This is a genomic window from Pedobacter cryophilus (assembly GCF_005116455.1).
Taxonomy (GTDB): Bacteria; Bacteroidota; Bacteroidia; order Sphingobacteriales; family Sphingobacteriaceae; genus Pseudopedobacter; species Pseudopedobacter cryophilum.
The window spans coordinates 427,442-447,785 of the sequence record NZ_SWBP01000001.1 but is presented as its reverse complement, the minus strand read 5'-3'; the positions used below and the strand labels follow the sequence as shown (position 1 = coordinate 447,785).

At 31.7% G+C, this 20,344-nt stretch carries 18 protein-coding genes; all 18 read right to left on the bottom strand.

Going from position 1 to position 20,344, the window contains the following annotated elements; translation table 11 throughout:
• Positions 1-6: 6 nt before the first annotated feature.
• The 18 genes from FA046_RS01900 to FA046_RS01815 all read right to left on the bottom strand — a co-directional run bounded on the left by FA046_RS01900 (position 7) and on the right by FA046_RS01815 (position 19,985).
• On the bottom strand, positions 7-777 hold the full coding sequence (locus FA046_RS01900) for a glycosyltransferase family 2 protein (protein ID WP_136824668.1): 771 nt from the start codon (positions 775-777) through the stop codon (positions 7-9).
• 2 nt (positions 778-779) lie between these two features.
• Positions 780-2,021, bottom strand: coding sequence for a glycosyltransferase (locus FA046_RS01895; RefSeq protein ID WP_136824667.1), 1,242 nt, complete (start codon positions 2,019-2,021; stop codon positions 780-782).
• Positions 2,022-2,033: 12 nt separating this feature from the next.
• A complete protein-coding gene (locus FA046_RS01890; protein WP_136824666.1) occupies positions 2,034-2,951 on the bottom strand; it encodes an NAD-dependent epimerase/dehydratase family protein in 918 nt (305 codons plus the stop codon).
• Complete coding sequence (locus FA046_RS01885) at positions 2,944-3,912, bottom strand: Gfo/Idh/MocA family protein (protein WP_136824665.1); 969 nt, start codon at positions 3,910-3,912, stop codon at positions 2,944-2,946. Before FA046_RS01885 ends, FA046_RS01890 begins: the two co-directional genes overlap by 8 nt.
• Complete coding sequence (locus tag FA046_RS01880; protein ID WP_136824664.1) at positions 3,912-4,601, bottom strand: NDP-hexose 2,3-dehydratase family protein; 690 nt, start codon at positions 4,599-4,601, stop codon at positions 3,912-3,914. Before FA046_RS01880 ends, FA046_RS01885 begins: the two co-directional genes overlap by 1 nt.
• Before the next feature lies 1 nt (position 4,602).
• Positions 4,603-5,349: an NDP-hexose 2,3-dehydratase family protein gene (locus FA046_RS01875; RefSeq protein ID WP_136824663.1), complete on the bottom strand. Its 747-nt coding sequence runs from the start codon at positions 5,347-5,349 to the stop codon at positions 4,603-4,605.
• 45 nt (positions 5,350-5,394) lie between these two features.
• The gene (locus FA046_RS01870; RefSeq protein WP_136824662.1) at positions 5,395-6,903 is read right to left on the bottom strand and encodes an oligosaccharide flippase family protein; all 1,509 of its coding nucleotides are present in this window, start codon (positions 6,901-6,903) and stop codon (positions 5,395-5,397) included.
• Positions 6,900-7,967, bottom strand: coding sequence for a Wzz/FepE/Etk N-terminal domain-containing protein (locus tag FA046_RS01865; protein WP_136824661.1), 1,068 nt, complete (start codon positions 7,965-7,967; stop codon positions 6,900-6,902). Before FA046_RS01865 ends, FA046_RS01870 begins: the two co-directional genes overlap by 4 nt.
• A 4-nt stretch (positions 7,968-7,971) precedes the next feature.
• Positions 7,972-10,476: an SLBB domain-containing protein gene (locus FA046_RS01860; protein ID WP_136824660.1), complete on the bottom strand. Its 2,505-nt coding sequence runs from the start codon at positions 10,474-10,476 to the stop codon at positions 7,972-7,974.
• A gap of 233 nt (positions 10,477-10,709) precedes the next feature.
• Complete coding sequence (gmd, locus tag FA046_RS01855; protein ID WP_136824659.1) at positions 10,710-11,849, bottom strand: GDP-mannose 4,6-dehydratase; 1,140 nt, start codon at positions 11,847-11,849, stop codon at positions 10,710-10,712.
• A gap of 182 nt (positions 11,850-12,031) precedes the next feature.
• A complete protein-coding gene (gene rfbA / locus FA046_RS01850) occupies positions 12,032-12,904 on the bottom strand; it encodes a glucose-1-phosphate thymidylyltransferase RfbA (protein WP_136824658.1) in 873 nt (290 codons plus the stop codon).
• Between the two features lie 62 nt (positions 12,905-12,966).
• Complete coding sequence (locus tag FA046_RS01845) at positions 12,967-13,539, bottom strand: DUF3109 family protein (protein WP_136825303.1); 573 nt, start codon at positions 13,537-13,539, stop codon at positions 12,967-12,969.
• A 25-nt stretch (positions 13,540-13,564) separates the two neighbouring features.
• On the bottom strand, positions 13,565-14,068 hold the full coding sequence (locus tag FA046_RS17565) for an acyltransferase (RefSeq protein ID WP_136824657.1): 504 nt from the start codon (positions 14,066-14,068) through the stop codon (positions 13,565-13,567).
• Positions 14,055-15,179 carry a DegT/DnrJ/EryC1/StrS family aminotransferase gene (locus tag FA046_RS01835; protein ID WP_205943587.1) on the bottom strand — a complete coding sequence of 375 codons (1,125 nt, stop codon included), beginning with the start codon at positions 15,177-15,179 and terminating at the stop codon, positions 14,055-14,057. The genes FA046_RS17565 and FA046_RS01835 overlap by 14 nt, the downstream gene beginning before the upstream one ends.
• 1 nt (position 15,180) lies before the next feature.
• On the bottom strand, positions 15,181-16,461 hold the full coding sequence (locus tag FA046_RS01830) for a nucleotide sugar dehydrogenase (protein ID WP_136824656.1): 1,281 nt from the start codon (positions 16,459-16,461) through the stop codon (positions 15,181-15,183).
• Positions 16,462-16,502: 41 nt separating this feature from the next.
• Positions 16,503-17,282, bottom strand: coding sequence for a DUF3108 domain-containing protein (locus tag FA046_RS01825; protein WP_136824655.1), 780 nt, complete (start codon positions 17,280-17,282; stop codon positions 16,503-16,505).
• Positions 17,283-17,312: 30 nt separating this feature from the next.
• A complete protein-coding gene (locus FA046_RS01820; RefSeq protein WP_136824654.1) occupies positions 17,313-17,828 on the bottom strand; it encodes a DUF2480 family protein in 516 nt (171 codons plus the stop codon).
• Positions 17,829-17,894: 66 nt separating this feature from the next.
• Positions 17,895-19,985, bottom strand: a complete 2,091-nt coding sequence (locus FA046_RS01815) for a SurA N-terminal domain-containing protein (RefSeq protein WP_317130539.1) — start codon at positions 19,983-19,985, stop codon at positions 17,895-17,897.
• Between the last annotated feature and the right edge of the window lie 359 nt (positions 19,986-20,344).

Here is a 20,344-nt window from a genome sequence, read left to right as displayed (position 1 = left end):
CGAAGATTAAATATTAAAGCTTAAAAATCGCAATAAATTTTTAATGTAGTATTTACTCATTTGAAGTATATAAAAATATAATGCATATATACTGTTAATATTAGCAGTATTTTTTGTAGCATGATAATGCTCATTAAATAATTTTCTCCCATTAAAACTAGCTCCACCTTGTGCCATTCTAACAGTTACTTTATTCATAAATTTTGAATTTAGATTTTCCTTTGGACGCAATAAAAATTCATAATCGCCACAGATTTTATAATTTGTTTTATATAAACCGTACTTTTCAAAAAGACTTCTTTTATGTAATGAACCAGGATGAGAAATTGTGTTTATATATTTTGATATCCTCCAGTCCCAAGGTAAGCCAAATGTCTTAACTAATTTGTCTTTAGAATTTACTAAGTCCATTTTCGAGGAAATAAATTCAACCTTTTGAAAATCTTCTAAATTAGTAATAAAATTTACATAATCACTTAAAGCATTAGGGTAAAATAAATCATCTGATCCAATAAATGTTATCCAATCACCTTTTGCTTTGCTTATTCCTTTATTCCAAGCATCGTAAATACCTTCATCTTTTTCACTGATCCAGTAATTAATTTTATCTTGATTATTTAAGATTATTTCTAAAGTACCATCACTTGATAAACCATCTATTAAAATAAGCTCATAATTTGCAAAGTCTTGGTTCCAAATACTTTGCAAGCATGACTCTAATTTTAATTTCGAATTATAAGTAGCTATAATAATAGTAATAAAAGGGGTGTATGGCATAATTAGTTAGCAATAATTTCTCTGTAAAATTCGACAATATTTTTTCTATAAATTTCCCAAGTGTATGAATCCCTAATTAGATTGGAAGCATTTAAACCTATCGTTTGTCTTAGAGATTCATTTAACATTAATCTTTCAATTTCATTTGCCAATGTTGTTGAATCATCTATCGGAACTATTATGCCATTTAAATTATGTGTAATAGGAACTCCACAATTATAAGTTGTAACTACTGGTATTCCTGAAGCCATTGCTTCCATAGCTGCTCTAGAAGAGCCTTCAGCAAAGGTGGGGAAAACATAAATATCTCGGGTTTTTAGAAAGTTTTTTAACTCATCATAAAGAAAGATACCTCTAAAATTAATGTTTGAAGGGATATCAATTCTTCCCATTTCATCAACAATTCCCAATATATCTAGTTGGACATTTAGGTTTCTTGAGTTTAAAATTTTAATTGCATCAATTAATACTCTAGCCCCTTTTCTGAACCCAAAATTCCCTATAAATAATAACTTAGTAGGTTCGCCTAGTTTTATTCTCCAATCTTTTTTGATTCCAATAAAATCTTTTCTTACTCCAAAATAAATTACCTTTATTTTTTCATTTTCAAAGCCATTTTCTAGAAAAGTCTGTTTCACAAAGTCAGAATTAACTACTATGTAGTCAGCTTCTTCACAATCTTTTTGAACAAGAGTCCAGAATTTTGTACTCGGATCCAAGTCATATTTTTTGTTAAATTTATCATATTCTTTCAATAAATAATTCTTCATAGAAACAGGATGAGCTATACTATGATCAACTATGATTTTCATTTTTAATTTTTTTGCTATTTGAATTGCTCCGCCTTGGCCTGCTCCACTTCTAACATGAAATATTTCCGCGTCTTTAATGTATTTTTTCGAACGCCATCCTAAAAATAACCAGCCAAATGTCAGGGCGTTGTCTTCACTAATAAATTTAAATCTACTTAGTAATATCAAAAACCAAAAGGTAAATTCAGGTAAAGAAGAACTGATTACTTCTTCATTAGATAATTCTTTAGGTTGCCTAATAATTATTCTTTTGTATAAATTAGGCCTACCTACAACTTTTCCTAAAAAATTAACCAATTTAGGGCTGATTTTTCTCGGAACCCATCCAGTTATTAATCTTACATTAATACCAGATTGCTTTAAAAAGACGCTAGTTTCACCTAATTGTATGCGGCCATGTCCTTGTGATAAAATAGCTTTTAGTTTTTGCATTTTGTTAAGGAATTACACCGTCTTTAAGTTTTTAATCCAATCATTAAAATTATGCTTATATTCATAAAACAAAATGTCTTTTAATTTTCTCCCATCAAAAATTGTATCTCCGGATTCTATTATTAAATCTTGTTCTGGAAATTCTTTTAATTCTATTTTGACGTTATATTTAGTTGCAATAGGTTGCGCTACTTCTAAAAGAGTTAGATGATTATTACTAGCAATATTAAAAGTTTGATTATCTGTTTTTTTACTTAAGCCTCCTTTTATTATTAAATTTGTTAAATCATCAATATGAGTAAAAGTTCTTTTTAAGCTCCCATCTCCATAAATTATAATATTTTCTTTGGATTTAGCTTTATTAATAAAATGACTAATTGTCCCAAAAGATAAATTGCTTTCTAACATATTGCCATATGGAACACATATTCTCAGTATACAATAGGTAATATTATACAGAGATTTATAAATTTCTAAATATTGCTCACAAGCAAATTTATTTACTGAGTATATTGTTTTAAACTCTTTTTCAGCATCCTCTCTAAGTAAAGTATTCTTAGCGCCTTTATATATTAATCGGGTAGATGGAAATATTATTTTAGGTTTAATACCATCAATTTTTCTGATTATATCAAGAATATTTAATAATCCAATTTCGTTTACATTAATGTATGTCCGGTTATATTCGATACTTTTTAAGGTTCCTGTTATTCCTGAAAAATGAAAAATATAATTTGCAGATATAATGATTTCTTTATATTCTTCAGGGATATCCTCCAATAAATTTAATTGGTAATAATTTGGAAAGTTATTCACTGATTTTTCCTGAATATCAAATAAATATAATTCTAAACAATTTTCATTTATTAACTTAGAAGCTAAGTGTTGTCCTATGTAACCATTTGCACCTAGTAAAACAATTTTATTCATTTTTAGTACTTTTATATATTTCTGATATAATTTTCATTCTTGTTATGATGTCTTTTGACTCATTCTTGTTTGAGGTATCTTGTTTAATTATTTTTTGATAGAAAGCATTAAACATTAAATAAAATTGGTCATGGTAACCAATTGATATTTCCTTAATGGAGTCATTAATTTTTACATAAAGTTTAGCTTCTAAATCAGGTGGTTTCGTAAATGCCCTTTCAATGAATATTGAACCTAAAGTTCCCCATATCTCAATTTCATTTTTATAACTAAAGCCAAAACCATAAGTCAAAGTTGCAGCGGCATTTAAATAGTTTAAGCGTAAAAAACCACTTTCATCTATCCCTAATATTTTATCTTTAATAATATGATATGAAATTCCCAAGGTTGGTTCTCCAAGTAAGTTTAAACTTAGACTTAAAGGATAAATTAAATTGTCTAAAATTGCACCTCCTCCAATATCTGGATTATTCCTAATATCAGTTTTAAGTAAATAAGGAAAGCCAAAAGACGAACTAATTTGCTTGATTTCACCAATCACTCTATTGTTTAGTTGTTTTTGTAATTCTATAAACCATGGATGATAAACATATGCTAAGCCTTCCATTGCGATTTTATTATTAATATTAGCTATTTTAACTAATTCTTTAGATTGTTCAAGGGTTGATGTGAAAGGTTTTTCTAACAATAAATGCTTATTTGAAAGCAAAACTTTTTTGCCCCATTTAAAATGTAAACCAGTAGGAACAGATACGTAGATAGCGTCAACATTGTTAGAATTTAGTACATCATCATAGCTTCCAAATGGACAATTAAATTTTTCAGAGAACAACTTTCCTTTTTCATAAGATCTTGATCCTAAGTAGGTTAATTCATATAAATTGTTTTTTTGAATAGTAGGAATTACCGTCTTATTTGCTATTGCCGAACATCCAATTATTCCAATTTTAATCTTTTCCATTAAACAGGTGTTATGCAAGCCAACAAACTTCTGGCTTCAATATTAAAATAGTTGTTGAATTTTATAAATTCTTTAGCTTGATTAAAGGTCATCCAAATAAAATTGGGATGAATCTGATTTAAATCGGATTCAGCCACCTCGATAACAATATTATTATTTTGCTCGTGAAAAAATCGCCCTCCTTCTTCAGATTGAATCACATCATAGTGAACTATACCTTTTTTATTTAAAAAATAGTCCAAATACTCAACACTATGTTCTGGATTTGTATAACTTCCCGTGATACATTGAACTGTAGGGGCCATCTCTAAAATATCAAAATTTCCCGCTTCTAATTTAGCCTGAATTAATATGTGGAGAACTCCATTTATCTTTTTGACAATAAACCCGATTACACCTTCTTCTCTTTGTCTGATTATAGGTTGGCACCATTCTGAAAGTTCTCGATTTCCAACTGTACATTTTATACCTAAAACCTCAAAATATTTACCTGAATTATGTGAAATTGAATCTTCTGAAACACTCCAGAAATCTAAATCATCAATATTACATTCTTTAATTTCAAGATTAGCAAACATTTTGAGGTTCGTAAACCAACTGATTATATTTTCAAATGAATTAGTTTGATTATCTCTGTTTATTAAAGACTCAAATATGTCCCTTTGGAACGGATCCTTATATAATTCCATGCTAAATAATTTGTATAGTCGATAAAACGGTCCTTGTATCCATGTTAACTAAATTAGGATATTTTAAAAGCATCTTAATTTGTTTAATTGTAAGCCAGCAAAAATTTTCTGGAGTATCGATTTCAATTTGCTCTTCAATTTTAACAATCATATTTCTGTTCCTTTTCCTCAAGAATCTAGCTCCTTGTTCAGATTGAAGTTGATCTACTAATACTGTTTTTCCTTCCATTTGATTTTTAAAATAATCAAGAAATGGGGGTGGTGTACCCCCATGGACTTGGGTAAAATTACTTTTAGTGGCCTGTAGAGTTGGAGATAATTGTATTTTATTGACATTACCGGGTTCAATTTTTCCTTGCATTAAAAAAAATAAAACTCCATTTTTCTTTTGACATAAGAAACCTAAAAATCCTATTTCTGCTTGATTAATTATAGGTTGTTTCCATTCATAAATTTTATCTTTAAACTGAGCCTTAATGCTTAATCCTATTATACTAAAAAATTTTTTGCTAATGTGGTGTAAATTATTGTTCCGATCTAATTCCCAATTTGCTATCTGTTTTATTGAGATAAATTCAGTTTTAAATGTAACCTTTTGATTCAATTTTTTAAGCCACTCAAAAAAATTATCGTCACTAAAAATGCTATCATCTTTAATTAGTGAAGAGATAATAAAATCAATAGAATTTATCGAAAGTGTTGGGAAAGATAATTTTAAGTTCTTTTGCAAATCTTTTATTTTGTTCATAAAAATGTGAGTTTAAAATCCATTAAAAATCTATATATAAATGCGTTATATGTTTTTAATAAATTTATCTATCTTAAATTTTAAATAATCTTCATTAAAATAAATCCATATGATATAGATTGATAAAATTATGAAAGCAACAATAGAGTATATCAAGCGATTCGCAGTAAGGTTGAAATTATAACTAACTGTTGTTATAATTAAGCATAAAAAGATATATAAAGTGCTTAATATTCCTGATTTTTTAAAAATCTCTCTAATTGAGAAATCATACATTTTATGATAATAAATTAATGTGATTAAGGATCCAACTATTAATGCAACAGAATAGCTAACCAAGATTCCCCAACCTTTAAAAATTGGACCTAAGATTAATCCTAGTATTCCATTAACTATTAAAATAGCAATATGTGAATATTTAATACCATTTAATTTCCCCATTCCCATGCTTGAAAAATAAGAAGGTGTACTTACTATATTCACTATCATTGCTAAACCAACTAAAATTGTTGAGTAAACAAAAACGTCACTGTAAACACCAATCCAATAAAATGAAATTATTGGGGAAAAAATAATTAAAAAGAGCATTGATATACAAGCAATGTAATATGAAAATTTTAATACAATTGGATAGCTTTCGTCTTTGGCATTTTTACCAATTGAAAATTTGTTTGAAATAAATGGAACTAATATTTGATTAGCAGAAACCATCAAAGATCTAAGCTGACTTATAAGTCTACTAGCCATCTCATATATACCAACAAAATCAAGTCCAGAATATTTGGAGAGTAAAAACTTTGTTAATGGTTCTGTGAAAATGGAACAGAAACTAATTATTTGAAAATTTAAACTGTAGTTAAATATTTTTCTAAACACTTTTTTTTCCCAAATTAAAGGATAAAGACTAAACTTAATAAATATTGATTTAATTATACCTAGACTTGATATTATTACAAAAAATCCTTGTGCAATTTGAGCAAATGCAATTCCTTTTAATCCGTAAATATCAATAAAAAAGTAGGCTAACAATAAGAATAGTAATGAAGAAAATATATAAATTACACTTCTTAGAAAGGAAAAATGTAACCCATCAATTGCAGATAAAAATATTCCTCCTGTAGTGTTTAACAACAAGCTAAGTAAAGATAGAGGTAGTAATGATGTCACTTCAGCTAGCTCAGTTATGGGTACAACTTTTGGCAAAAAAAAATTTCCTAAATAAAATAAAATAATAATTATAAATAAGTTTAACACTGTTAAGGAGATTAATCCAGTTTTAATTAAGCTATTTATTTTCTGATAATCCCTCTCTCTTGAATAATTTGCAATATATTTTACTAAACTTGATGTTAAACCTGCACTTGCAACTCCACCAACGGATGATGTTGCTAATACAATTGACCATATCCCTAATTTTGTTGGGCCTAATTTTCTTAATAATAAAGTGTATATTATAAAATAGGATAGTGAAAGGAAAACTACTTGAAGTATAGATAAAAATCCATTAATGAATAATCTGTTGTTTTTGTTCAATAATTTATATCTAATATTCATAATGTATTCCTAATTATATGTCTTGATAGTAAAATTACTGAATATGTAATTACAAAAAATAATGAAAATATAGCAGACATAATTATTTTTCCAAATTTCTCCTTGTCTAGTGGTAAAGTTGGGTCATCAATTACTTGAATTAGTGGGGTTTCTTTTCTAAATGTTATCTTGGCAATTTCTAAATTTTTTAATATCTCTTGATACGCTGCTAGATTAGCTTGTACTTCCACTTGTTTCCTTTGAGATGGCACCCTTAAAGTTTGAAAGGCAGGATTAGTATTTGGATTTGCATCAGTGGCTAAAGCAACACCCGATATGCTAAAGTTTAATGCCGATTTAATACTGTCAGCCTGATGTTGTAATATGGCTAAATTTTCTGATGATTTTTTTGTTTTGGTTTGGACATAAAATTTATTAACATTTGAAACAATTTTCATTGTAAATGATTTTGCAAATAGTTCATCTTTAGACTTAAATTTCACATTAATAATAGAGAGTTTTTTATCTGGTTTACTTACCATTAAACTACTTTTATTAATGGTTTCTGTTATTTTCCCAATAACAGAGTCTTGTAATCGTGTGTAATTAGAAAAATTCGTATCAAAAGTAATTTCACTCAATTCCTTTTGATTTCTCCACTTTTCTCGTAAATTATTAAACTGAATATACCTATCAATTAAAAATTGCAACTTATTATTGAAAGTATCTTTAGTCAATAAAGTTTGTTTAATCATAGTTCTTGATTTATATAATTCAAGAATATTATCTCCCTGAAATACTCCACCACTTCCTCCTCCTAAATCTAAACCGACCATAGAAGCCAAACCGGAATATTGTCCCAAACTAGTTTTGTCACCTTCTTCTAGTACAAAAGTTGTTTCTGCTGTATAAGTTGGCTTAATAATAATCGCTAATATTAAACCTAGCAACCCTCCAAGAAAACTAACTAAAAGAATCGTTTTCCATTTATTTAACAATAATAAATACCATTTCTTAAAAATAATTATTAGTTCTCTGAGGGAAATATTTTCGTCTGAAGGAAAATTTGTATTTTCTTGAGTCATCTTTTTAATTCAATAGATTCATTACTCCCAATACAATAGCGCCAAATGAAGCCAATCCGGAAGTTATGCCGACAATTTCTGTGGCAGTTAATTTTCTTTTATCTTGAGCTTTTGGTACAAAAATTTCTGAACCAGTTTTAACTATTGGGTAATTGTTGAACAACAGGAATTTTTTTGTGCTTCTTACAGAACCATTTGCATAAATAATATAAGACCTGCCTTTTAAAGCATTTTGTCCAAAACCACCTGCATTAGTGATGTATTGCTTAAAGCTTTTCGTTTTAGTGTATATTACTGTATTTGCAGACAAAACCTCTCCGCTTACTTTTACCGTTTGTAATTCTTTTGGGACGCTCAAAATATCTCCGTCTTCTAAAAACAAGTCCTTTTTATTTCCTGGTTTATTGATGATTTCTGTTAAGTTAATGCCAACAAAGCTGTTTCTGGAGGCTACATTATCTAATGACAATGCCGTAGAATCTTTAGCATCTTTTTGGATTTTTTTGAATTGTTGCAATTTTTGATCTTCTTTTTCTTTTTCCAATTGAGATTCAAAAGCGCCAGCTCTTTTTAAAGAAGCACCATCAGTATAGGCGAGCTCTGTTAAGCCTCCTGCTCTCTTAATTAAATCAGAGATTCTTTCATTTTTTCTTACTATAGTGTAATTTCCTGGATATAAAACTTCGCCATCTATTCTTATTTGCTTTTGGACTTCATATCCAGGTATTGTTCTAATGGTAATGATATCAAAAGGCTGTAAAACAAATTTAGCATCAGTTACGGTTAATACTTTATTGACATCAATTTGAAAGATTTGAGCAGTTTTTGCGGCTGCTGAAATAGCGGTTTGATTATCATTGATGACCCTTCTGGCAATTTCTATTCTTTGGTTAGAACCTGAAACATTTAAACCACCGGCCAATATGATGAGCTCTTCTAAACTCATGTTTTCATAATATTTGAATTGCCCTGGTCTTCTAATTTCTCCATTAATGGTGACTTGAAATTCTTCTTTTAAATCAAATATGGAGGATATGGAAATTTGATCTTCACGTTTCAAAATAATATCTTCTGCTGTTCCATCCATCACTTTTTGAAGATCAAAAGAAACCAGTTCCGTTTGGTTATCAGGTAGTAAACGGGTAATAAAAGCTCTGTTTCTAAAAGCATCTTCTTTTAAACCTTCTGCTCTTTCAATTAATTTTTTAAGAGTTAAACCGGGTTCTAACTCATATTCACCAGGTCTAAATACAGCACCATTTAAAGTCACTCGGTTCTCAAAACGGTCTAATATTTCATTTACAAAATATTTATCACCACTTTCTGGGCTATAGGTAGAAAATTGTTCTTTAGTAATGTCGTTAATTTTTCTCTCAGTGGGGGTGTTTTTTAATACTTTAATTCTAGCTTGATAAGCTCTTTCGGTAAATCCTCCTGCAAAACTTAAAAGAGTATTTAAATCCTCATCATCTTTCATTTCAAAAATAGCGGGTCTTTTAATTTCTCCTACTATTTCTACTCTTTTTTGATAAACAGGAATTCTAATAATATCTTGATCTTGTAAGCGAATGTTATTTTTTAATTCGCCTTTTAATAAGAAATCATACACATCAAGCGTTGCTATTTTTCTTCCATTTCTAATGACTTCAATATTTCTAAAAGAACCATTTTCTGTAGGACCACCAGAGGAATACAAAGCATTAAATAAAGTAGCTAAGGACGGTAAGGTATAGGTGCCTGGTTTCATCACTTCGCCCGTTAAAATCACTTTGATACTTCTAATATTTCCTAAGGTTACGCTTAGTTTAGTGTTTCCTGTATTTAACCCACTATAAATGGTGGATAGTTTGTTTTTGATACGGGAAGTAGCTGCTTCTATAGTTAAACCACCTACTTGTGTTACTCCAGCGTAAGGAATGTTAATTGTTCCCTCTGGGCTTACGGTTAGTTGATAGCTTACTTCAGAATAGCCATAAATATCAATTAACAATTGATCATTAGTCCCTATAATGTAATTTAAAGGGGTTGCTAAACGCAAATTTGGCTCAAATGTGGTGGAGGCATTAGAAAAAAGCTCTTTCCCAAAAATCTTAGATTTTAAAGATTGTAAGGCTGCATCTGCTTCGGTTTCTGTCTTTTTTTGATCAGAACTGGCTATGGTAGAAACTTCCCCTTCAAAGCTTCTGCTGCTACTCCCATCTTTTCCTTTAACAGTAGCATCTGCTGCACCAGTGGAAGAACTTTTAGCATTTAGCGCATTAGCTCTTGTTCTTAGTTTTTGAATTTCGGAGGGTTGCATTCCTCTTGCTGCTGCAATTTGTTCTAATTGAGATTCAGACATCCCAGAAGAAACGATGTTCTTTACAATCTGTCTGATTTGGTCATCGGTTAAATCATCAACTCTTACATTACTGAAGTTTTGTTGATTAACGCTTTGGGCATGACCTATATTGGAATAGGTTAAACCTATAAGGATAACTAGACAGAAAAATATTCTTTTGATGTTCATTTATCGATTATGTAATACTTATAATGTTCTAACTTACCCTTCTCCGCTCAGGGTGACATTTTGTTTAACCTCAATTTTTTTGTCAGGGTGAGCGGAGTTGAATCCCCTTATGCTCATTTGACCCGTTAATTACCCTTCGACTCCGCTCAGGGTGACAGCCCTTTCAAAATCAACGCTCTGTAAATCAATGATTTGCAAGTGAGATGCTGAAATAAATTCAGCATGACAATTTTTTACTCAAAATAATTCATGGTTTGATAACCACCATCTTTCAAATATTGATCTTTTTTAGTCAAATGCAAATCAGAATGAACCATATCTTTTACTAAAGCAGGTAAATCATACTTCAATTTCCAACCTAGTTTTTCTTTTGATTTGGTAGGATCACCTAAAAGTAATTCTACTTCAGTTGGTCTGAAATATTTAGGATCTACTTTTACTACGGTTTGCCCTAATTTTAATGAATCTATATTTAAACCTAATTCCTTAGCTTTTTCTTGATCTACATCAATAATCACTCCTTTTTCGTTTTCATCTTTTCCTGAAAACTCTAAGGTAATCCCTAACTCTTCAAAACTCATTCTGATGAATTCTCTTACTGTAGTGGTTACGCCAGTTGCAATAACGAAATCTTCTGGTTTTTCTTGTTGTAAAATTAACCACATGGCTTCTATATAATCTTTAGCATGTCCCCAGTCTCTTTGAGAAGATAAATTCCCTAAATACAAACAGTTTTGTAGGCCCATGGCTATTTTAGCGGCTGCTCTGGTTATTTTACGTGTCACAAAAGTTTCCCCTCTGATAGGACTTTCATGATTGAATAAAATCCCATTACAAGCATACATATTATAGGCTTCCCTGTAATTTACCGTAATCCAGTAAGCATACATTTTAGCTACAGCATAAGGCGATCTTGGGTAAAAAGGAGTAGTTTCTGATTGTGGTACAGCTTGTACTAAACCATATAATTCTGAAGTAGATGCCTGGTAAATTCTGGTTTTTTGAGTCAAACCTAATAACCTTACCGCTTCTAAAATTCTTAATGTTCCAATACCATCCGCATTAGCGGTATATTCTGGCGTATCAAAACTTACTTTTACATGGCTCATAGCTGCCAAATTGTAAATTTCATCTGGCTGTATTTCTTGAACTAAACGAATCAAATTGGTAGAATCCGTTAAATCTCCGTAATGCAGGGTCAATTTCACCCCTTCTTCATGTTGATCTTGATACAAATGATCTATCCTATCGGTATTAAATAGTGAAGATCTTCTTTTTAAACCATGTACATGATAGCCTTTTTTTAATAAAAATTCAGCTAAATACGCACCGTCTTGTCCGGTGATTCCTGTGATAAGGGCAACTTTACTCATTTTTTTTGTTTGGAGGATTGGAATTTTGGATTGTTTGAATGTGTCTTCAATTTAAATTCTTCTTCCTGTTATGTTTGTTGTTTCTTTTAACGCTGTTCTAAATCTTTTGTCATGCTGAGCGGAGTTGAAGCACTCTATTAAACCTATTAAAATCCCTTCGACTCCGCTCAGGGTGAAAACCGTTACAGGATTTTCCCGTTGGCAATGTCTATCAAATATTTACCATAACCACTTTTAATTAATGGCTGGCCCAATTTACGCAGTTGGTTGGCGTCTATAAAATTCATGCGAAAAGCAATTTCTTCAATGCAGCCAATTTTTAATCCCTGGCGATCTTCAATTACTTGAACAAATTGCCCTGCCTGCATTAAAGATTCAAAGGTTCCGGTATCTAACCAAGCAGTTCCTCTGCTTAATAAACCAACTTTTAATAAACCTCTTTCTAAATATACTCTATTGATATCCGTAATTTCTAATTCACCTCTTGGGGAGGGCTTAATATTGCTTGCTATTTCTACCACTTCATTATCATAAAAATAAAGTCCTGGGACTGCATAATTAGATTTTGGATGTGTTGGTTTTTCTTCTATTGAAATGGCATTTTTATTTTCATCAAACTCTACTACTCCGTAACGCTCTGGATCGTTTACCGGATAGGCAAATACTACGCCACCTTTTGGATCATTATTGGTTTGCATTAATTTAGCCATTCCGTCTCCAAAGAAAATGTTATCTCCTAAAACTAAGGCTACAGCGTCATCGCCAATAAAATCTGCACCAATGATAAAAGCTTGTGCTAATCCATCAGGTGAAGGCTGTTCGGCATAAGAGAATGTACATCCTAAATTTTCTCCGTTACCTAATAGCTTTTGAAAACCCGGCAAATCATGAGGGGTAGAAATAATTAAGATTTCATTAATTCCAGCTAACATTAATGTTGATAAAGGATAATAAATCATCGGTTTATCGTAAATAGGCATCATTTGCTTACTTACTGCTAGTGTTAATGGGTGTAATCTGGTGCCTGAGCCACCTGCAAGTATAATTCCTTTCAATTTTATTGATTTTAAGGATTAAAATTTAAATATTTTAACATAAGTGCGACAAAGCTAAAAAATTATGCCTGATTTAAAGCAATAATATTTTCTTCTAGTTCTTGATACCAAGCTTCACCATATTTTCTGATCAACGGATCTTTCAAAAATTGATAAACCTTAACTTGATGCTCATCACCAAAACTGCAAGCCGTACTACAAATGCTCCACCTATCATAATGCAACATGTCAAATTCTGGATATTCTGTTAAGCGAATAGGGTAGAGGTGACAAGAGATTGGTTTTTTCCAATTTATTTTTCCATCCTCATAAGCTTTTTCAATGGCGCATTTTGTAATGCCATTCTCCCAAATCACATACGCACATTCTTTATTGGTGTCTACACAAGGAGTGGTTAAATCTCCATCAAAGTCTTTTACAGAAGTGCCAACTGCCTCAATGGTTTGAATACCTTTAGCGGTCATGTAAGGTTTCACTGCTGGGTATATTTCTTCTAAAATAGCCACTTCACTTGCTGATAATGGTGCTCCGGCATCTCCTTCAATACAACAAGCTCCTTTACATTTTTCTAAGTGACAAATGAAGTTTTCTTTAATCAATTCTTCAGAAACTAAATGCCCGCCTACCTCAATCATTATTTTCTCTTTCATATTTAATTCTTTATCCCTTTATCTTTTCTCCAAGCTTGTTCACCATTCCTTTTTTTTGAGCTGGATTGCCATACCAAAGCTCAAAATCACAAACTGACTTTGTTAATACACTGCCAGCGCCTATTAACGCATATTCTCCAATTGTATTTCCACAAATGATGGTACTATTGGCGCCAATACTCGCTCCTTTTTCTACGGTTGTAGTTAAAAATTCGGTTCTGCGATTAATGAATGCTCTAGGGGTTAAAATATTTGTAAAGACCACCGAAGGACCAATAAAAACATCATCTTTTATTTCCACTCCATCAAAAAGGCATACATTATTTTGGATTTTTACCCCATTACCAATCTTCACGTTTTTTCCTATAAACACATTCTGACCAATGTTGCAATGCTCACCAATCTCTGCTCCTTCAGAAATGTGACAGAAATGCCAAATAGAAGTGCCTTTTCCAATGCTTACATTTTCATCTATAAATGAAGAAGAATGAATATAAAAATCAGTTTTTTGCATGAAAGAACGCTTTGATACTATTGCTCACATAGTTAATATCTTCTTTACGGAGCAAAGGATGAATGGGTAAAGATAACACACCTTTGCATAAATCTTCAGAAATAGGACAATATACCCTAAAACGGGTATAAGCCTTTTGTTGATTTAATGTTTTAGGATAGTAAACCATCGTTTCTATCCCTTTATGCTTTAAAAAAGATTTTAATTTATCCCTTTGATGATCAGGAACTTTAATAGTAAACTGATGCCAGGAATGTAAATTATGTTGATACACTTTGGGTAATTGAATAAATGATAAGCTGACCAATTCATTTAAATATTGAATAGCAATATTTTGCTTAATAGATAGGTTTTTAGATAAAAGGTTTAATTTATGATTTAATATAACGGCCTGTAAAGTATCTAATCTAGAATTGATGCCTACCATTTCATGTTCGTACTTTTTTACTTGCCCATGATTGGCAATCATTCTTATTGTGTTCGCTAATTCATCATCATTAGTGAATAATGCTCCACCATCACCAAAGCAAGAAAGATTTTTGGTTGGGAAGAAAGAAGTACAGCCTATAGCCCCAAAGGTGCCTAAAAACTTTTCTTCATTGTGCAGCATATATTTTGCGCCTAATGCCTGTGCATTATCTTCAATAATTGGAATGTTATATTTTTTAGCGATTTGAAGGAGCTCCTCTAAATTCCCTGATTGTCCGAATAAATGTACAGGAATAATAGCTTTTGTTTTAGCCGTAATCACTTTTTCTAAATCCAGATTATTGATCTGAAAATAATCAGCATCAACGTCTACTAAAACGGGTGTTGCGCCTAATAAACAAACTACTTCAATAACGGCGATGTATGAAAAAGCTGGGATAATCACTTCGTCACCAATGCCAATACCCAAAGCCATGAGGGCAATTTGTAAGGCATCTGTTCCGTTTCCGCAGCTGATCACATGCTTTACTTTTAGGTATTGGGCTAAATTATTTTCAAAAAGAGCGACTTCTTCTCCTTTAATATAGCTTGCTTTTTCTAAAACCTGAATAATTTCTTCCTCCAGTATGGGTTTGAGTAGCTGATATTCTGCCTTAAGATCAATCATTTTAATCTCTTTCATGCTAAAGTCGGGCATCTACAAAATTTCTATCAATAATAGATTTGGTATCAAAAACTACGGCGTTGTTTTCTTTGAATAAGCTAAAATCTATATCAAGGAATTGGCTATGCGCTACCGCGATGATTACCGCTTGGTATTTTTGAGCATCTATTTGATTGATGATATCTATTTTGTATTCTTTTTTTATTTCTTCGGCATTAGCCCAAGGATCATAAACGTCCACACATAAATCAAAAGAAACCAATTCTTTATAAATATCTATCACTCGGGTATTTCTAATATCCGGACAGTTCTCTTTAAAAGTAAAGCCTAAAATCAGAACTTTTGATTCTACAATTTTATGCTCTTTTTTGAGCATTAATTTAACGAGTTTATTGGCTACAAACATACCCATATTGTCGTTCACTCGGCGTCCAGAAAGAATAACCTGTGGATGATAACCCAAAGATTCTGCTTTATAAGCTAAATAGTAAGGATCAACGCCTATACAATGCCCTCCAACTAAACCGGGTTTAAACTTTAAAAAATTCCATTTGGTGGCTGCTGCTTCAATCACATCACTGGTGTCAATATTCATCCGATCAAAAATGAGTGCCAGTTCATTTACAAAAGAAATATTGAGATCTCTTTGTGCATTTTCAATAGCCTTAGAAGCTTCAGCTACTTTTATACTAGGGGCTAAGTGCGTTCCTGCGGTAATGATGGTTTGATAAAGTTGATCTACTTTTTGAGCAGTAGCAGTGTTGGAGCCTGAGGTTACTTTTATGATTTTTGAGAGGGTATTGATTTTATCTCCAGGATTGATGCGTTCTGGCGAATAGCCTACAAAAAAATTTGAATTAATTTTTAAGCCACTTATTTTTTCTAATAATGGAATGCAATCTTCCTCTGTGCAACCCGGATAAACAGTAGATTCATAAATGACCAAATCATTGGGTTTAAGTATCTGCCCAATCATTTCGGTAGCTTTTAACAGCAAACTTAAATCTGGTGATTTAAACTGATTAATAGGCGTAGGGACGGTAACGATATAAATATTGCAATCTTCAATATCTTGCAAATGAGAAGAAAAGGTGAGGAGCTGAGCACTCTTTATTTCTTCTTTAGAAAGTTGTTTGGTTTGATCATTAAATTGTTGTAATTCTTTGATTCGGTGTTGATTGATATCAAAGCCTATGGTTTCGAAAACGCTACCAAAGGCAGCTGCCAATGGTAAACCCACATATCCCTGCCCTATGATTCCTATTTTATACGCTACCTTTTTTGGGATGTTCTTATTCATCGAAAGGTAAAAATATGAAATTATTTGAAATATAGTACTGGTTACCTAGCCAGCGCTAAGGGTTGTTTTAGTCCATTTGCAGATTCTATTTCCATAATGATAGAACCCACTAAGATTTCTGCTTGCGCCCTAACGGGTATTCTGTTACCGTCATCAGTCACCCATAAATATAGTTTACTGTCTTTTCTGAAAATTCTACCTGGTTTTATAGAGGGGCTAAATTTTAAACATCTTATGGATCCTAAATTAGTTTTTAAAACTTCTTTACCAATATATTCTATGGTTAGGGGTGTAACCTCATCATCTAAAAAATAATTGAGCGTAAATAAATCACCTTGTTTTACGTTGCTTAAATCTAAGTTACGGGCAAAATAATAAGCAGATACCAAATCAAAAGTTTGGCTCACCGGAGATTTAAAAGTTCCCTTTTTAGCTATAACTTTTTGTTCAGATTGGTAAAATCTTACTTTATCATTTCTAGTGTATCGGGCTTCACGAATGTTTTCTGTGTACAAATAAGGAGTGAAAGTTTTTTGATCTATATAAGAATCATACCTGTTTCTCACTTTATAAAACATATCAAAAGTACCAGAAGTTACTCCCTGTGCCGTAAGATGATAGGTGGGTTTATTGTTGAATTTAATATCAGTTGTTGTTACTTGTATGGTGGCTTCAGCAGCAGTGATAAAGCCATATTTAAGTTTATATCTGATTGTTTCACCAGCATTAAATGTTGAGCTATTTAAATATGGTATATTTTGTCCGTGTGATAAGAGCGTGGTTGAAATTAGAAAGAAAAGTATCGAAAATAGTTTTTTCATAATGCTAATTATACAATAAATGCACCAAAATTAATCTTTCCTTTTAAAGACGGGTACTGTAGAACAGGGCTCGCCATACATCACGCTTTTGGCTACATTTATTAATTTTGAAGTGATAGCGACATAGGCTGCCGTGGGAACTGGAATATCTCCACATCCTTTGATCACCAAACGCTGATCTTTAAATTGTTCAAGGTCTAATTTATCAATAGCTGATAAAAACAAAGAAGTCTCTAGCATTTCTAAATCGCCAAACACAAAATAGTTAGCCACATTAGTTAATTTAGATGCAATGAGCATATAAGCCCAAGTCGGTACAATGGCATCTGCAGAGCAAATTACAGCTACGTTTTTCCCCTCATAAGATTGCCAGTTGTGAGTCTTTATAAATTCTCTGAAATCTTTTTCTCTTAGCATTAATCCATGAAAAAGATTTTCTTTGATATCATAAACCACTCTTTCGCCGGGATGATAAAGATCAGCAAGGTCAAAAGAAACTAATCCGCTTTGCGCTACTTTATTGATTATATTTTCTTGAATCTCCATATTCTTTTAAACAAAAAAACCGAAGACCATTAAAGCCTTCGGTTTCAAAATTAAGTATTTTATCTATTAATAGAACTTCGCTCTATCGTCTTTAATGTTTGCTTTTTTACGTAAAACTTCAAAAACAGCAGCGTCAACTTGTTGAGAGATAGATTGTTCTAATTGTTCTTTAACTTTTAAAACATTGCTTAAAGCAGGTGGATTAGTAAAACTTTTTACAGTATAAACATAAACACCTCTATCACCTTCTACTATTTTTGACAATTTATTAGGCTGAGATCCAAAAATAGAACCTATTACCTTGTTTTCTTGTGCCACACCCGGAATCACTGGGTTTGCAAAAACCACATTTTCTACTGGAACTACACTTGTACCTAATTTTTGTGCAATTTGAGTTAAAGAAGATGCACCAGCTGTAGCTTTTTCAAATTTTTCTTTTAAAACTTTTGCTTGTACGGCTTTCTTTACTTCTGGCTCAATTTGTTTTTTAACATCTTCTAAAGATAAGGTACCTTCTGGTTTTACTTTAGTTAAAACCGCTACAATGTACTTATCTCCTATGTCAAAAATCTCGTCAGATACTTTACCTTCATCTGTTTTGTAAACCCAACGAATTAAGTTACGAGCATCTTCTAAACCAGGTAAACTTGATTGTAATGGACCAACATCTTCTCCAACCAATTTATTTAATTTCTCTTTTTGAGCATTTTCATTAAACTGAGTAGCATTACTTACGGTACTTAAAAAGCTTTGTGCTTTTTGGTAAGCAACCTGTTCTGTAGAAGAGCTTGGTGCTAATGCTTTATCAACGATAGCTACTTTTACTACTTTAGAAGAACCTATTTGACTTTGAATGTTGATTAAATGCACTCCAAATTGTGTAGATACTATCATTAACTGACCAGTTGAGCCGTTAAATACAGCATCTTCAAATTGAGGAATCATTGCTCCTCTACCAAAGGTTCCTAAATCGCCACCTTTATCTTTAGAACCATCAGTTCCATATTGAGCAGCTAATTTTGCAAAATCAGCACCACCTTGTATCAATTTCTTTAAAGAATCAGCTTTGGCTAGCGCTTTATCAGCACCACCTTCTGTAGCTGGGTTAAGTAAAATATGACGAGCTTTTACAGAATCTGGACTCACTCTTGCATCAATTAACTTGGCTACTTTATAAGCGCCATTAGAAAAATAAGGACCGTAAATAAAGCCATTACCTGCGCTAAACATTACAGAATCTAAAGCTGGTTCTAATTGTCCTTTTTTCTGATAAACTAAAGGTGCTTTTGTATCCGCATTAATCGCAACAAATAAAGAATCGTTGGTTGAAGTTCTTAATCCATCAGTAATTTTAGACATTTTCATTTTTGTGTCTAAAGTATCTTGTTTAGATGGAGCAGCGTCAAAAGCTACATATTCAAAACTTCTGGTTTCGGTAGCGTTTTTAAACTTGTATTTGTTTTTTTCGTAATAATCTTTGTAATCTGTATCGGTAATTTTAACTTCTGCATCTGGTACGGCTCCGTAATCAGTAAATACATAATCAAAATTCACTAATTTGTTTCTGTTGGTATAATCGTCTTTTGCATCTAAGCTATTTACGTAAACACCATTTTTAACCAAATTAATATACTTCTCATTAATTCTTTGTTGCTGTACATTGTCTTCTAAAGCTACCCATTGAGCTTTCATTTGCCCAGAAGGATCAGTATCAGCGCTTTTTCTAGAATTAATGGCTGTAGCTCTATCAAATTGACCGGTTTGCTGATTAGTAAAAATTTGTTTTACCTGATCAGAAGGATTATCAAACAATAAATCAAATAACTCAGCCTGACCAACAGTTAAGCCTAATTTGGCAGTTTGTTGTTTTAAAATAATTCCAGAAACTGTTTGATTCCAAGTGTTTTCTACCACGTAAGACATCATCTGACCGTTTAAACTTCCCATTTGGGCTTTAAACTGTTGAGAGTTTTGTTCTACTTTTTCATTAAAATCTTTGTAAGAAATAGCTTCACCGGCTACTTTACCTACTTCACTTTGCGAATCGGCTATAAAACCTTGTCCACTTCTTATCGCATCACTTAAAAGGAACGCCACAATTGCAATACCAATAGCGACAACTATAATCACCCCCGCTCGGTTACGCAAAAAACCCATAATACCCATATGACCTGTATTTTTTTTTAATTTTAGAGGGCGCAAGATACAAATTTAGCTTAAAGCATAAAATTTTATTCTTTAAATAGTTAGGTTAAATTATAGCATCAAAAAGCCTTAAATCAAGTCAATAACTTTATCTCCTAATTTGAAATGTAATTTTGTAATTCTTTATGTTTTCTTGGGTTGAAGTTAGCTGTGGTAATACCTATATCTCAATTTTAAATTGATTTTTAGAAAAGCAAATTCATTCGTTCTTACGTTCCGCTAGTCTTGTTTTACACTGTAGTCCGCCCAAGTCTCAAACCCACCTCAATCGGGCTGCCGTTTCACCCAAGTTTATTTTACCCAGGTTATTG

Coding starts and splice junctions, on each gene's coding strand:
- FA046_RS01835 (WP_205943587.1), bottom strand. CDS start 15,179: ATGAAAGAGATTAAAATGATTGATCTTAAGGCAGAATATCAGCTACTC.
- FA046_RS01820 (WP_136824654.1), bottom strand. CDS start 17,828: ATGGAGATTCAAGAAAATATAATCAATAAAGTAGCGCAAAGCGGATTA.
- FA046_RS01860 (WP_136824660.1), bottom strand. CDS start 10,476: ATGAACATCAAAAGAATATTTTTCTGTCTAGTTATCCTTATAGGTTTA.
- FA046_RS01870 (WP_136824662.1), bottom strand. CDS start 6,903: ATGAATATTAGATATAAATTATTGAACAAAAACAACAGATTATTCATT.
- FA046_RS01880 (WP_136824664.1), bottom strand. CDS start 4,601: ATGGAATTATATAAGGATCCGTTCCAAAGGGACATATTTGAGTCTTTA.
- FA046_RS01830 (WP_136824656.1), bottom strand. CDS start 16,461: ATGAATAAGAACATCCCAAAAAAGGTAGCGTATAAAATAGGAATCATA.
- gmd (WP_136824659.1), bottom strand. CDS start 11,849: ATGAGTAAAGTTGCCCTTATCACAGGAATCACCGGACAAGACGGTGCG.
- FA046_RS01865 (WP_136824661.1), bottom strand. CDS start 7,967: ATGACTCAAGAAAATACAAATTTTCCTTCAGACGAAAATATTTCCCTC.
- FA046_RS01845 (WP_136825303.1), bottom strand. CDS start 13,539: ATGATTGAGGTAGGCGGGCATTTAGTTTCTGAAGAATTGATTAAAGAA.
- FA046_RS01825 (WP_136824655.1), bottom strand. CDS start 17,282: ATGAAAAAACTATTTTCGATACTTTTCTTTCTAATTTCAACCACGCTC.
- FA046_RS01900 (WP_136824668.1), bottom strand. CDS start 777: ATGCCATACACCCCTTTTATTACTATTATTATAGCTACTTATAATTCG.
- FA046_RS17565 (WP_136824657.1), bottom strand. CDS start 14,068: ATGCAAAAAACTGATTTTTATATTCATTCTTCTTCATTTATAGATGAA.
- FA046_RS01895 (WP_136824667.1), bottom strand. CDS start 2,021: ATGCAAAAACTAAAAGCTATTTTATCACAAGGACATGGCCGCATACAA.
- FA046_RS01815 (WP_317130539.1), bottom strand. CDS start 19,985: ATGGGTTTTTTGCGTAACCGAGCGGGGGTGATTATAGTTGTCGCTATT.
- FA046_RS01885 (WP_136824665.1), bottom strand. CDS start 3,912: ATGGAAAAGATTAAAATTGGAATAATTGGATGTTCGGCAATAGCAAAT.
- FA046_RS01875 (WP_136824663.1), bottom strand. CDS start 5,349: ATGAACAAAATAAAAGATTTGCAAAAGAACTTAAAATTATCTTTCCCA.
- FA046_RS01890 (WP_136824666.1), bottom strand. CDS start 2,951: ATGAATAAAATTGTTTTACTAGGTGCAAATGGTTACATAGGACAACAC.